Genomic DNA, 13,248 nt, shown 5'->3' with positions numbered 1-13,248 from the left:
AAATAGTTTTAAAACTATAGAAAACCCTTGCTTATATAGTTCACAAGGGTTTTCAATTCATTCAAAATAGTTAGTTACTAATTAGAGTAATAACGTGTTCAAACCATAACGATTTAATTTGCTCAGATAAAACTGGTGTATTGTCAATGATTAGTGTAGCAATTGAAGAACCTTCTATTGCTTCTTGAATGAATCCAACTGGCAGTAGAGCTGCTATGTATAGAATAACAAACATAACGAAATATGTTTCTAAAAGACCTAGCACTGCACCTAATAAACGATTAACAGAGTGTAAAATAGGTAATTCAGCTACAAAGTCAAGCATTGAGCTAATAATACTTATGATAATTTTAGTAACAAAAAATAAAATGGCAAATGCAATAGCGTTATAAAAAGCACTCTCTAATGGCAAGGATTCAAGGAAAACTGCCCATGTTTCTCCTTCGGGTAAACCTGGATAAGGTATCCACATATTTAATTGATTGGAAAGGTTATCATAGTACAAAACAGCCACAATAAAAGCGACAATAAACCCAATCAAATGAAATGCTTGTAAAATAAACCCGCGCTTCAAACCTCTTAATATCCCTAGTATAAGTAACACAATTAGTATAATATCAGTCATTTTCTTGTTTATCCTCTTTCTGTTGGATTGAACTTTTAAGTTCTTGATACTGCTTTTGTAATTCTAAATAATCATTCATCGTGTTTACAGCTGTCAAAACTGCTAACTTAGTAGTGTCAAGACTCTTATTGGCCTCGTGAATTTCACGCATTTTCTCGTCAACTAAACTTGACACCATACGAACATGACGAGCACTCTCGTCACCCACTATTGTATAATCCTTGCCATATATGTCAACTGTAGTCCGTGTTTTTTTCGCTTGGGACACGATTATACCCCCTCACTTCAATCAATTCCTAAAGATAATATTAACATGAACACATTCATTAGGAAACTATTCTCTTTTGATTATTTTTGTTATAATTGAATTACTATGAATATGAGGAGAATATATGGGACAAATCGTATTAACACTTTCCGCAGAAAAAGTAGAGGAAATGAAACAAACCTATCAATCGATGTTAAAAACCGCTCCACAAGGTGCCATTTTCTCAGCAACCACATCAAACATTACAATCACTGCTTACAAATCTGGTAAAGTACTATTTCAAGGATCGAATCCAGAAATAGAAGCCAAAAAATGGGGAACGGTCGAAGAAGCCACTAAAGAACCAAAGAAAAAGCCAACACATGGTTTTGAACCATACCCAGGTCTCTTTAACCAATCACACATTGGTTCAGATGAAGCAGGAACAGGTGACTATTTTGGACCAGTTACCGTTGCAGCTGTTTATGTGAAAGCAGAACAAATGAATATGTTACAGGAATTAGGTGTAAAGGATTCCAAAAATTTAACCGATTCAACTATCCAAACAATCGCAAAAAAATTGCTTCAATTGAAAATTCCTTATTCCCTTGTGATCTTACATAACGAAAAGTATAACCAATTGCAAAAAAGAGGTTGGACACAAGGAAAAATCAAAACAATGCTCCATCATCAAGCAATCACGAAGGTACTCCAAAAAATTGCTCCTAAAGAACCAATGGGAATTTTAATTGATCAATTTTCACAACCAAGTGTCTATCAAAAACATTTGCGCTCAGAAGATGCAAAATTACAAAAAAATGTACACTTTATGACAAAAGCAGAAAGCCATTCCATTGCTGTAGCAGCTGGGTCAATCATAGCCCGAGCGAGTTTTGTTCAAGAAATGAACAAACTATCAACTAAAGCTGGCGTAACATTACCTAAAGGTGCTTCAGCAAAGGTTGACCGTGTGGCTGGAAAGATATTAGACCGTGGTGGCATTGAAGAACTTGAAAAATATTCAAAAATACATTTTGCCAACACTAAAAAAGCAGAGTCCTATCTTTAGGTCTCTGCTTTTTCACATTTTAATACCTGCTATCATAGAGCCTATTATTAATCCAACTCCAGCTCCTACGATTACTGCTAGCTCAATGTTTATTGAGGTAATTGCTCCAATTATAACCCCAAGTCCCGCCCCAAAAACCAAACCTAGACCTGCTCCATATTTACTCAAAGACCTCAACTCCCTCTCAATCTTCATCTTGCTTTTTAATTACTTTTAGTACATTTTTCATTACTATTTTAACATTAAATTTCTTTCGATTAACTTCTTTAATTACTATTTTCAACTAAGAAAACTGGAAAATGAATATTTCCGTTTACCAGCTTAATAATAAAAGGGAAAGGATGTGCATCATGAATAATGGACTAATTATTGAAGAATTAAACACAATATTACGTGCAAGTTACATGGGGATACATTCATTTGAACACTACATTCAAAGGCTGGATGATGATGAATTGAAAAAAAGCTTTCAAACCATGCAACAGGATACCAAACAAAGTGCACTAAAGATAGCGGAGCGCATTCAAAACCTTGGTGGCGAACCAGCCAACAGTGAAGGTTTTTCTGGTGCAATGCATAGTTACATGCATAAGTTAAAAATCTCAGGAGATCCCCAAAAGATTTTAGAAGATGCGATTAAGGGCATAAATAACTATGGAGTTGAATATTCTGAAGAGCTTGTTAAGGGCGATCTAGATCAAGAGAGTAAAGAAGTTGTTGAAGAGGTAATTGATACAAATCGAAAGCATGTAGAACAATTAAAGCAACTACTTCATTAAGAAGAAGGTGATGAAAATCAAACAAGACAATAATAAACGTTTTATACCAAAACAAAAAGATCGAGAACGTATAAGGGTCAAAAATGACTTAACAGATGATTTATTTGATGTAGATGAGGAACTACATGGCGATTCGGTGAATGAACACAAAAATATTGAATCAGGTAATGCTTTTATTGCAGAAAAAGAGATTCAGCAAACGTTTCATAACTCTTAGATCTAAACTGAGAAGCCCTACAGTTATATACTGCGGGTTTCTTAACTCTTTTTTATTTAAAACCTAATCCATAAAAATACCACCTATTTATTTCTAAATAGATGGTATTAACTCATTTATTATCCTCTTAGTTCCGCTTGGTGCGCTTCTTTTACAGCAGATAAAATCGCTTGATAAGAATTTTCTACTTCTTCATCTGTTAATGTACGTTCTGGATCAAGATAAAGTAAATTGAATGCAAGTGATTTTTTGCCAGCTTCTAAATGCTCACCTTGATAAAGGTCAAACACATTCACTTGTTTTAAAAGACTGCCAGCCGCTTCTTCAATTGTAGTTTGAATCTCTCCTGCTGCTACATTCTCATCGACAACTAAAGCAATATCCCTAGAAACAGTTGGAAAACGCGGGATCTTTGTAAAGCTTGGTTCATCTATATGTGCTTCGATTAGATAATCTAAATCAATGTCAAAAACATACGTATCTTTTAAATCAAAAGCTTTTTGAAGACGTGGGTGAACTTGACCGATAAACCCTACCGGAATATTGTTAACGATAACTTGAGCTGTTCTCCCAGGGTGCATGTCATCGATGACTAATTCTTTGTAGGTTGCCTCAAAATCTAAACGATCTAGTAGTCCTTCTAAAATTCCTTTTGCTAAGTAAAAGTCGACCTGTTTTTTCTCTTGTTGCCAAGGATGATTTAACCATTCACCAGTAATTGCTACTGATGCTCGTAGTTTTTCTTTCGGCTGTTCTGTAACTTGTGCTTGCTTTGAAAGGAAAACAGAACCAACTTCATAGTACCCAACATTTACTTGTTTTCTAGCAATATTATAGGAAAGCGACGCAAGCATTTCAGGTAATATACTTAAACGTAACGTGCTATGTTCTTCACTCATTGGCATTGCTAGATGAACTGGTGTAACAGTTTCAGCCTTAACTTCTGGACTGGTCAACATCATTGCACGCTCTCTTGTTGTAAGAGAATACGTAATAGCTTCCATCAATCCTGCACTTTCAAAATACTTTTTCACTTCTCGTTTTATTGTTTGAGGCTTCGTTAAACCTCCAGCTTGAGCGGCACCTTGAGGTAACGTGTATGGTAAAAGGTCATACCCATAAATACGGGCCACTTCTTCTAACATATCCTCGAAAATTGAGATATCTTGTCTACGTGTTGGGACATGAACAGTGAATGTTTCACCGTCTTGGTCAAAGCCGAAATCAAGTTTCCGTAAGATAGTTGCAATATCTGTATCAGAAATAGCAGTACCAAGGCGAGCATTTATTTGATTTGTTTCAATCGTTACTTCTTTTTCCGACTTATCTAACTGATCAAATTCAGCTGCTCCACTTAAAACTTTTCCACCTGCGTACAGACTTAGTAATTGACATGCGCGAAGTCCAGCACGTTTAACGCGATTAGGATCGACTCCTTTTTCAAAACGTGTGCTTGATTCACTACGTAATCCATGTGCTTTTGAAGCAATTCGTACTGTTTTTGGATCAAAATAAGCCGCTTCTAATAGTACAGTTGTTGTTTCAACTGAAACTTCTGCATTGGCTCCACCCATAACACCAGCAAGTGCAGTTGGTGCTTCACCATTTGTGATAACAAGATGCTCACTAGATAGTGTGCGTTCTTGATCATCTAAAGTGACCATCATTTCGTTTTCTTTTGCTCTTCTGACAACAATTTCATCTGATCCGAAATCGTCATAATCAAATGCATGTAACGGCTGTCCATATTCAAGTAGAACATAGTTCGTTATATCAACCACATTATTAATTGGTCGAATTCCTGCTGCAATTAAAAAGTTACGCATCCATAATGGAGATGGTCCAACTTTAATATCCTTCACTACAAACGCACCATAGTAAGGATTTAATTCAGGTGCATCAACAGTAACCTTTACCTTATCAGTTGCTTTCTCATCAATCATTTCGACTGTTTCATCTGGCAATTGAACAGGTACATCTAGTATCGCAGCTACTTCATAAGCAACACCAAGCATACTTAATGCATCAGATCGGTTCGGCGTTAAACCTAATTCCAGAATTGCGTCATCTAAATTTAATAGCGATAAAGCATCAGCACCAACCTCTGCATCAGTTGGGAAAACGAAGATACCATCCGCAATATCCTTTGGTACATATTTCTCTTCAATACCAAGCTCTTGTAGTGAGCAGATCATACCGTTTGATTCAACACCACGAAGTTTTGCCTTTTTTATCTTAAAATTACCAGGTAAAACCGCTCCTGGCTTTGCAACTGCAACTTTTTGTCCTTTTGCAATATTTGGTGCACCGCAAATAATTTGTAAGCTATCCTCACCAACATTAACTTGGCAAAGATTTAGTTTATCTGCATTCGGATGTTTTTCACATTCCTCTACATAACCAACAACCACATTCGTGCTTTTTTCAGCAATGTATTCAATACCTTCTACTTCTATTCCAGTTTTCGTGATTTTATCTGCTAATGCCTCAGGTGTAATGTCACCTAATTCGACATATTTTTTCAACCAATTAAATGATACGAACATATTATCCCTCCTAGTTATGCTTTATGATATTGTTTTAAAAATCGAACATCGTTGGTATAGAAATGACGAATATCATCAACACCATATTTCAACATCGCAATCCGTTCAGGTCCCATTCCAAATGCAAAACCACTATAGATTTTCGGGTCATAACCAGCCAGTTCCAAAACATCTGGGTGAACCATTCCACCACCGAGTATTTCAATCCAGCCAGTTCCTTTACAAACAGAACAACCTTCTCCATGACATACCTTACATGAAATATCCATTTCAACAGATGGTTCCGTGAAAGGGAAAAAACTTGGACGTAAACGAATTTCACGTTCTTCACCAAAGAATTGTTTCGCAAATTGATTTAAGACACCTTTTAGGTCGCTCATTCTCACATCTTTATCCACATAGAGTCCTTCAACTTGAGTGAATTGGTGAGAATGTGTTGCATCGTCCGTATCACGGCGATAAACTTTACCAGGACAGATCATCTTAACGGGTTTATTACCCTTATATTCCAACATAGTCCGCGCTTGAACAGGGGAAGTATGTGTACGTAATAATAGTTCTTCTGTGATATAGAACGAATCCTGCATATCTCTTGCTGGATGATCTTTTGGTAAGTTTAGTGCTTCAAAATTATAATAATCAGTCTCGACTTCTGGACCTTCTCTAACTTCAAAACCCATTCCTATAAATAAATCTTCAATTTCTTCTACGATACTAGTTAATAGATGTGGTCCACCTACTTGAACAGGACGACCTGGTAAAGTTACATCAATTTTTTCCGTTAGTAACTTTTCATCTAGAGCCTTAGCTTCTAAAGCTGCTTTCTTTTCATCTAGTTGTGATGCAATTGCTTCACGTACTTTGTTCGCTAAATCACCGATAACTGGCCGTTCTTCCGCTGAGAGCTTACCCATTCCTCTTAAAACTTCTGTAATCGGTCCTTTTTTCCCTAAATAGGAAACACGTACTTGCTGCAGTGCTTCTAGTGTTGATGCTTCTTCCACTTTTACTAATGCTTCTTCTTTTAAAGCCTGTAAACGTTCTTTCATGAAAAATCCCTCCTCATATTCTTGGTAATAACTAAATTTGCGCATATAAAAAGCCTCTATCCCATAAAAGGGACGAGGCTTCGAATCGCGGTACCACCCTTGTTGACAAATATACTATTTGCCCACTCTCACTTGATAACGGAATAAATTCCGGAGCGTTCTTACTTGCAGTATGCAAGGTCCCAAACGCCAGCTCCAGAGTGAAAATTCAACTTTACTTCAATGCAAGAAGCTTCCAGTCTATGGCTTCTTTTCCCTGACTCATTGAATATTTGTACAGTCTACTAACTCTTTCGTTGCTTGTAAGTATTAAAGATATCTTTTCTTATTATAGAAAACTCTAATCAAAGATGCAACCGATAAATTGCAAAATAACACGATTACTGCTTTGCTGTTACAATTTGGTATAGCATTATTCCAGTTGCCACACTAACATTTAACGATTCCGCTTGACCAAAGATTGGAATATGCACGCGTTGATCAGCCTCTTTTAATAATTCTTGACTCACACCCGCACCTTCATTCCCAACAATTAAGGCTACTTTTTTTGGAACCTTAAGCTCATGAATTGGGCTTGCCTGTTCTAAGGTTGATCCCCAAATTGTGATATCTCCTTGCTTTAGTTCTTGAGTATATTCCAATAAATTTGTTCGCAATATAGGAAGGTGAAAGATCGATCCTTGTGATGATCGAATAACTTTATCATTATAAAGGTCAACTGTTCCATCACCTAATACGATCCCATCAAATCCTGCTGCATCAGCAGTTCGAATCATCGTACCAACATTACCTGGATCTTGAATCGCATCCAAAAGTAATAACTTCTGTTTGTTTTTCAAGTCTGATTCTTTCATCCGCACAATTGCTACAATTCCTTGAGGTGTTTTCGTATCAGTAAGATGTTGCATTACGTTTTCTGTAACGTATGTGCTTTTTTCTGAAGGAACTTCGATTGGTATAGTAACACCGTCTTGTAAAATAATAGTTTCTACTTCCCAATCACTAGCTAACACCTCTTGTACTAAGTGAACGCCTTCCACTAAAAATTGCTGCTGCTGCTCACGGTGCTTTTTAATTTTTAATTTATTCCACTGTTTAACCGTTTCATTTTTCACTGATGTAATCATGCGTCTCATCCTTTACTTAATCTCTTACCTATAATACATATTTTTGGTGTCGCTGGTCAAACTAATAGTAGTATGAAATATATTAAGATGAGGTGATTGTGTGGATTTAAATCTGCGTAAGGCAATTTTGGAAAATGTTACAGACAACGATAAATCACAGTTAGAAGCTACAATTGTCGATGCTATTCAAAGTGGTGAAGAAAAAATGCTGCCGGGTTTAGGTGTATTATTTGAGTTAATTTGGCAACAATCAAGTCAAACAGAACAACAAGAAATGCTGGATGCGTTAGAACAAGGGGTAAAACAAGCACATTAAAGAGAAGTACAAAAAGTCGAGAGTAAAATCTTAGGGATTTTGTCTCGACTTTTTTGTTATTGAAATAAAAGTTTTTTTCGTAACTATTTATGTTTGCGGATTTGATATAAAAAATGTGTACTAACTGGTAATAAGTGCGAACTTGCTACGGAAGCAGGCGGTTTTGTATAACTTGAGATTACTGTAATCCTCATCTTTTGATTTTTCGCGGACATTTAGTACGCTATTCACACAAAAACAGCTATTCTAAGTGGGTAGTGGACATCTAGTACGTTATTTGATGTAAATCACTTAAAATTGACCATTTTATAGCTAAATAGCGGAACAAATGTCCACAATACCCTCCAAATTACGCTATTTTTCAAAAATAACAGAATATATGTCCGCGCACCTTTTCTAACACCACCCCGCTAAATAATAATTGTCACAATCTCCTTTTTCAGTTAAACTATGATCATTAGATAGAAATGAGGAACGGTCATGGATATTAGATTATTGCAAAGTATGATGCAGGCACAAGCGATGGCAAATTTTTCATCAGGTAATAGCGCTAATACAGCTAGCTCAGCCTCAATGTTTGAGCAAATGTTTCAAACAATGTTGCATGAGATGGGCTCTACAACAGACAACACTTCTTCGATTCGTAAAAATATAGGATCTCCTAACACTTTGACTAACAACAATTTATATCCAACGATTTCACCACTACAGCAAACAATGTCTGGTTCAAATGATGTATCAACGATCATTGAACAAGCATCGGCAAAATATGGTGTAGATCAGAAACTAATCCAATCTGTAATCAAGGCAGAATCTAATTTTAATAAAGATGCTGTGAGTAGTGCTGGTGCTCAAGGTTATATGCAACTAATGCCTGCTACGGCTGCAGGTCTTGGTGTGACTGACTCTTTTGATGCTCACCAAAATATCTTCGGTGGGACAAACTATTTAAGTCAAATGCTTAATCGATACCAAGGGGACACTTCCTTAGCCTTAGCTGCTTATAACGCAGGACCTGGAAATGTTGCTAAATATGATGGTATACCACCATTTAAAGAAACTCAAAATTATGTTAACAAAGTAATGCGTAACTATTTAGCTTAAAAAAAGTGCTCCAAACTATTATTATAGTTGGAACACTTTTTTATTTAATACATGTTCAAAAAGTCGACAAATTAGAAGCAAGCAGGTCGAGGCGGCGAAGTTTCTGAGGACCAGAATGTAGGCTTCCCCTACATGAGGACCGGAAGAACGAGCCAACAAAGAGATGCGACGCCTTATCATTTGATGACTTTTTGAATATCCTCTAGTTAAATGTAATCTCTTTAACCTTATCTGCATCTAGCCCTTTGATCACTTCAACAATTAACTTAACGGCATTATCAAAGTCATCTTGGTGAATGATTGCAGCGTGTGAGTGAATATAACGTGTTGCAATCGTGATTGATAATGCAGGAACACCATTTGCTGTTAAATGAATTGAACCTGAGTCTGTTCCACCAGCTGCAAGGTTTGCATACTGATACGGGATTTCTTTTGAATCAGCTGTGTCAATAACAAAATCGCGCAATCCTTTATGTGAAATCATGGATGCATCATACAAAATAATTTGTGGTCCGTCACCAATTTTGCTATCCGCTTCTTTTGGAGAAATACCTGGCGTATCACCAGCAATCCCTGTATCAACTGCAAAACCAATATCAGGTTTTATAGCATTTGTGGCTGTTTTTGCCCCACGTAAACCAACTTCCTCTTGCACAGTCCCAACGCCATAGACAACGTTTGGATGTGTTTCATCTTTTAGATTTTTTAAAACTTCAATTGCTATCGCACAGCCAATTCGGTTATCCCATGCTTTTGCTAGTAATAATTTTTCATTTTTCATTTGTGTAAACTCGAAGTATGGTACGGCAGAATCACCAGGACGTACACCAAAAGACTCTGCTTCTTCTCTACTTGTTGCTCCAATATCAATAAACATATCTTTAATTTCGACTGGCTTTTTACGCGCTTCAGCTGTCATAATATGTGGTGGTTTAGATCCAACAATACCTGTGACATCACCTTTTGATGTCACAACAGTTACGCGTTGCGCAAGCATCACTTGGCTCCACCAACCACCGATTGTTTGGAAGTATAAGAATCCATTATCATCGATTCGAGTTATCATGAAACCAACTTCATCTAAATGGCCTGCCACCATTACTTTCGGCCCATCTTCTTGACCTACTTTTTTGGCAATCAAACTTCCGATATTATCAGTGTATACCTCAGTTGCGTAAGGTGTAATATATTTCTCCATCACCTCACGTGCTTCTCTTTCATCACCAGATATACCTCTAGCATCTGTTAATTCTTTTAACATTGTTAATTGATCATTTAGTTTTGTCATATGTATTACCTCCCTTTCTATATTATTAGTATAGACTTTTTTTTATTTTTTCTCAAAAAATCAATCTAATAGTTTGTATCCTGTCGATTAAAGTTCACTTCATTCTTATCAATATAAGCTTGTTGAATATCTTCTTCGCTAAAACCTAATACTTCCCCTAGTCTTAGAAATGCACCAAATACTTCATTGTAGTGCTTTGCTGAGGGATCTTGTTTTAGTGTAATAATTTTCTCAAAAACATAATTAAAAAGATTTGTTGTATCTTTATCAAGTGCCATTACTTTAATTTGTTCATTTGTAAAGCCCTGATCTAATCCAATTGATAAGATAAAATGCAACCCATCAACATATTCCTCTAGTACAATAGCTCTTTCACTTGTTGGTTTTGTACTCCAAAACTTAAAGCACCTTGTCTCATTTGCTAGTTCACCCAGTTCCACCAATAACGCCAATATTTTTTTATCGAATAAATCATTTGAATTTAACTGATGATTCGATTGAATATAAGTATCAAGTTGTCTTTGCATTGTGTATAATTTTTGCCAATCCATAAGAATCTCCTTTATAATTAAATTATTAATAGTATAACAGATCAAAAGCGTAAGCGCCCGGATAGCGACGTATGGACTGGGACTGCGATTACTCGCCCTACATGTTACTCAAGTGTAGCGAAATTTTTAATTTAATAAGCAATGAAAAAAAGTGAAACCTAACACTTGTCTTATTCGTATATAAGTTAAACTATCTACAGGGAGTCGGTACAGATGATTGTTGTTTTTATCTTTCGGTTTTTAATATTTATAGCGATTATCTTTATGCTCTATTCTGCATACAAATATATCATCAATCCGAAGCGAAAACTTGAAGTTGCCAAAGATAAAAAAGTTTTTTATTTTCTTGATGAATCTGATAATATTAAAAAGAATTTTTTAATGACGTATAAAGGAATTTTGTTTGAAGGAGAAAAATACCTAGGTACAACTGAAAATTCCTTTGATGTTATAAATATCAGTGTATCAGCACGCCATCCTAGTGAATTAAAAGGGTTAGAGCGAGATGATTTATATTTTCTTGAGGAAGAAATTCTAATCCGTTACCCTTATGCTACTGTTGAATGGAAAAATCCGATTAATAAATTAGTATTAAAAAAATAAGATGATCATATTAAAAGAAGCAATCCAATTAAGAAAGTTTGGATTGCTTTTTAAGGACACCTTGTACTTCAAAGTTTTTATAAATATGCGTGGTATATTTTTAAACACCTGTACTTGTTGATTTCAAACCAAAGAAGTCTTGCCAGCTGATATAGATTTCCTTTCTTCTTAAGATATACAGAAAAGGTAAAATCCCTATTATTACACTTCCAGCTATTAACGGAGAGAATTCTGTAATTGATTTTCCAACTGATGTATAAACAACTGCAAGCGGTAGGTTAGATGCAAAAGATGACCGCATATAATCTTTTAGATGTACAGATATCTCTAATATACATAACGATAACAAATGAAAATGGATAAATGGAATTAATCGTAATATTGCTATTTGCGCTGTTGTTAAATCTGCACGATGACCTATTAATTTTTGTTTCATACGTACAAATCTGTTCATTGTATCTGGCATTCGTTCCGCCATTTTGTAAAAAATAAAGCTAGAGAGTGTTATGCCAATTACTGAATAGATTATCCCTGGAATTACTCCAAATAAGACCCCACCTGTTACACACAAAAATACGACTGGAAGAAACAATAATGGGCGTAATAGATGTAATGCAATAAAGAATAGAGGTGCAAAGATCCCTCCAGTCTCTACAAGCGTCATAACATAAACACCGATATATTCCATTTTAGTCCCTCCTCAGGCAGATACAATTATTTAATTATATGACATGAGACGAGCCTTTATGACAACTTTAACTATTTTTTAAATAAACCCAAAAGATTAAAACCGTCTGAATAACAATTAGAAGTGGCATTCCAATCGTAAATATTGTATGTTTTGTTTTGTGACGGAAATGCCGCATACCTAACAAACTTCCAAATGAACCGCCTAATAACGCAATAATCCACAATGTTTTTTCTGGTATACGCCACATTCTCTTCCTTGCACGCCTTTTATCTATCCCCATTAGAATAAATCCTATTATATTAATGGCAAAGGTATAAATCATAATCAGTTGCATTTTTTTCTCTCCTAAAATTCGATATATGCATGATAAAAAGAGCTATCCCCTCAAAAATGAGAAAATAGCTCTTCATTATAATTATACTATTTTAATGCAGCTTTTGCTTTATCAGCTAATTGTGCAAATGCTTGCTCATCATTAATTGCTAATTCAGAAAGCATTTTACGATTAACTTCGATACCAGCTAATTTCAAACCATGCATTAAACGGCTGTAAGAAAGATCGTTTAAACGTGCTGCAGCATTGATACGTGTAATCCATAATTTACGAAAATCACGCTTTTTATTTCTGCGGTCACGATATGCGTACTGACCTGATTTCCAAACTTGTTGCTTTGCTACTTTAAATAACGCATGTTTTGAACCATAATATCCTTTAGCAAGCTTTAATATGCGTTTACGACGCTTGCGTGTAACTGTTCCACCTTTAACACGTGCCATAGTAATTCCCTCCTAGTATATCTCAACGATTTAGTTACGTTAAATTGTTTATTTGTATGGTACCATTTGTTTGATACGCTTGTAATCTCCAGCAGAAACAACTGCGCCTTTGCGCAATTTTCGCTTTTGCTTTTGTGACTTGTTTGCAAACAAGTGACTTGTATACGCGTGTGAGCGTTTCAGCTTTCCAGAAGCTGTTCTTTTAAAACGTTTTTGTGAGCCTTTATGAGTTTTCATTTTTGGCATGAGTAGTTCCTCC

The 13,248-nt window shown here is 35.7% G+C and carries 18 protein-coding genes and 1 other annotated feature; of the genes, 6 read left to right on the top strand and 12 right to left on the bottom strand.

Annotated features, from left to right (window positions below; all coding sequences use genetic code 11):
• Positions 1-70 precede the first annotated feature (70 nt).
• Together D2K40_RS08120 and zapA are read right to left on the bottom strand one after the other, a co-directional pair.
• Positions 71-625: a CvpA family protein gene (locus D2K40_RS08120; protein WP_117154811.1), complete on the bottom strand. Its 555-nt coding sequence runs from the start codon at positions 623-625 to the stop codon at positions 71-73.
• Positions 618-893: a cell division protein ZapA gene (gene zapA / locus D2K40_RS08115; protein WP_117154809.1), complete on the bottom strand. Its 276-nt coding sequence runs from the start codon at positions 891-893 to the stop codon at positions 618-620. The genes D2K40_RS08120 and zapA overlap by 8 nt, the downstream gene beginning before the upstream one ends.
• A 124-nt stretch (positions 894-1,017) precedes the next feature.
• Between zapA and rnhC the strand changes: the two genes are divergently transcribed.
• Positions 1,018-1,941 (top strand): ribonuclease HIII, encoded by a 924-nt coding sequence (gene rnhC, locus D2K40_RS08110; protein ID WP_117154807.1) that lies wholly within the window; start codon positions 1,018-1,020, stop codon positions 1,939-1,941.
• A 12-nt stretch (positions 1,942-1,953) separates the two neighbouring features.
• Here rnhC and D2K40_RS08105 read toward each other — a convergent pair whose 3' ends face one another.
• Positions 1,954-2,109 carry a hypothetical protein gene (locus D2K40_RS08105; protein ID WP_205417565.1) on the bottom strand — a complete coding sequence of 52 codons (156 nt, stop codon included), beginning with the start codon at positions 2,107-2,109 and terminating at the stop codon, positions 1,954-1,956.
• A gap of 182 nt (positions 2,110-2,291) precedes the next feature.
• On the opposite strand from D2K40_RS08105, the gene D2K40_RS08100 reads away from it, so the two are divergent.
• Positions 2,292-2,720 carry a DUF2383 domain-containing protein gene (locus D2K40_RS08100; RefSeq protein ID WP_117154804.1) on the top strand — a complete coding sequence of 143 codons (429 nt, stop codon included), beginning with the start codon at positions 2,292-2,294 and terminating at the stop codon, positions 2,718-2,720.
• A gap of 10 nt (positions 2,721-2,730) precedes the next feature.
• Positions 2,731-2,937 carry a hypothetical protein gene (locus D2K40_RS08095; protein ID WP_117154803.1) on the top strand — a complete coding sequence of 69 codons (207 nt, stop codon included), beginning with the start codon at positions 2,731-2,733 and terminating at the stop codon, positions 2,935-2,937.
• Between the two features lie 119 nt (positions 2,938-3,056).
• Here D2K40_RS08095 and pheT read toward each other — a convergent pair whose 3' ends face one another.
• The 3 genes from pheT to D2K40_RS08080 all read right to left on the bottom strand — a co-directional run bounded on the left by pheT (position 3,057) and on the right by D2K40_RS08080 (position 7,659).
• Positions 3,057-5,483 carry a phenylalanine--tRNA ligase subunit beta gene (gene pheT, locus D2K40_RS08090; RefSeq protein ID WP_117154801.1) on the bottom strand — a complete coding sequence of 809 codons (2,427 nt, stop codon included), beginning with the start codon at positions 5,481-5,483 and terminating at the stop codon, positions 3,057-3,059.
• A gap of 14 nt (positions 5,484-5,497) precedes the next feature.
• Positions 5,498-6,532 (bottom strand): phenylalanine--tRNA ligase subunit alpha, encoded by a 1,035-nt coding sequence (pheS, locus tag D2K40_RS08085; protein ID WP_117154799.1) that lies wholly within the window; start codon positions 6,530-6,532, stop codon positions 5,498-5,500.
• Positions 6,533-6,597: 65 nt separating this feature from the next.
• Positions 6,598-6,838 (bottom strand) — a binding site (T-box leader).
• Between the two features lie 74 nt (positions 6,839-6,912).
• Positions 6,913-7,659, bottom strand: a complete 747-nt coding sequence (locus D2K40_RS08080) for a TrmH family RNA methyltransferase (RefSeq protein WP_117154798.1) — start codon at positions 7,657-7,659, stop codon at positions 6,913-6,915.
• A 100-nt stretch (positions 7,660-7,759) separates the two neighbouring features.
• Here D2K40_RS08080 and sspI point away from each other — a divergent pair, with 100 nt between their 5' ends.
• Positions 7,760-7,975: a small acid-soluble spore protein SspI gene (sspI, locus tag D2K40_RS08075; protein ID WP_117154796.1), complete on the top strand. Its 216-nt coding sequence runs from the start codon at positions 7,760-7,762 to the stop codon at positions 7,973-7,975.
• 480 nt (positions 7,976-8,455) lie between these two features.
• Positions 8,456-9,079 (top strand): lytic transglycosylase domain-containing protein, encoded by a 624-nt coding sequence (locus D2K40_RS08070; protein ID WP_117154794.1) that lies wholly within the window; start codon positions 8,456-8,458, stop codon positions 9,077-9,079.
• A gap of 202 nt (positions 9,080-9,281) precedes the next feature.
• Here D2K40_RS08070 and D2K40_RS08065 read toward each other — a convergent pair whose 3' ends face one another.
• Together D2K40_RS08065 and D2K40_RS08060 are read right to left on the bottom strand one after the other, a co-directional pair.
• Positions 9,282-10,367 carry a M42 family metallopeptidase gene (locus D2K40_RS08065; protein WP_117154792.1) on the bottom strand — a complete coding sequence of 362 codons (1,086 nt, stop codon included), beginning with the start codon at positions 10,365-10,367 and terminating at the stop codon, positions 9,282-9,284.
• A 65-nt stretch (positions 10,368-10,432) separates the two neighbouring features.
• A complete protein-coding gene (locus D2K40_RS08060; protein ID WP_117154790.1) occupies positions 10,433-10,918 on the bottom strand; it encodes a dUTP diphosphatase in 486 nt (161 codons plus the stop codon).
• A 213-nt stretch (positions 10,919-11,131) separates the two neighbouring features.
• On the opposite strand from D2K40_RS08060, the gene D2K40_RS08055 reads away from it, so the two are divergent.
• Complete coding sequence (locus D2K40_RS08055; protein WP_308422894.1) at positions 11,132-11,521, top strand: sigma-w pathway protein ysdB; 390 nt, start codon at positions 11,132-11,134, stop codon at positions 11,519-11,521.
• A 100-nt stretch (positions 11,522-11,621) separates the two neighbouring features.
• Here D2K40_RS08055 and D2K40_RS08050 read toward each other — a convergent pair whose 3' ends face one another.
• The 4 genes from D2K40_RS08050 to rpmI all read right to left on the bottom strand — a co-directional run bounded on the left by D2K40_RS08050 (position 11,622) and on the right by rpmI (position 13,235).
• The gene (locus D2K40_RS08050) at positions 11,622-12,209 is read right to left on the bottom strand and encodes a TVP38/TMEM64 family protein (protein WP_117154788.1); all 588 of its coding nucleotides are present in this window, start codon (positions 12,207-12,209) and stop codon (positions 11,622-11,624) included.
• A 67-nt stretch (positions 12,210-12,276) separates the two neighbouring features.
• Positions 12,277-12,546 (bottom strand): DUF1294 domain-containing protein, encoded by a 270-nt coding sequence (locus D2K40_RS08045; protein WP_117154786.1) that lies wholly within the window; start codon positions 12,544-12,546, stop codon positions 12,277-12,279.
• A gap of 86 nt (positions 12,547-12,632) precedes the next feature.
• A complete protein-coding gene (gene rplT / locus D2K40_RS08040; RefSeq protein ID WP_117154784.1) occupies positions 12,633-12,989 on the bottom strand; it encodes a 50S ribosomal protein L20 in 357 nt (118 codons plus the stop codon).
• Positions 12,990-13,037: 48 nt separating this feature from the next.
• The gene (rpmI, locus tag D2K40_RS08035) at positions 13,038-13,235 is read right to left on the bottom strand and encodes a 50S ribosomal protein L35 (RefSeq protein WP_117154782.1); all 198 of its coding nucleotides are present in this window, start codon (positions 13,233-13,235) and stop codon (positions 13,038-13,040) included.
• Positions 13,236-13,248 lie beyond the last annotated feature (13 nt).

Origin of the sequence: Paraliobacillus quinghaiensis (assembly GCF_003426025.1) — a bacterium.
Taxonomy (GTDB): domain Bacteria; phylum Bacillota; class Bacilli; order Bacillales; family Amphibacillaceae; genus Paraliobacillus_A; species Paraliobacillus_A quinghaiensis.
The sequence above is the reverse complement of the archived record's forward strand: the minus strand, read 5'-3'. Positions and strand labels throughout refer to the sequence as shown.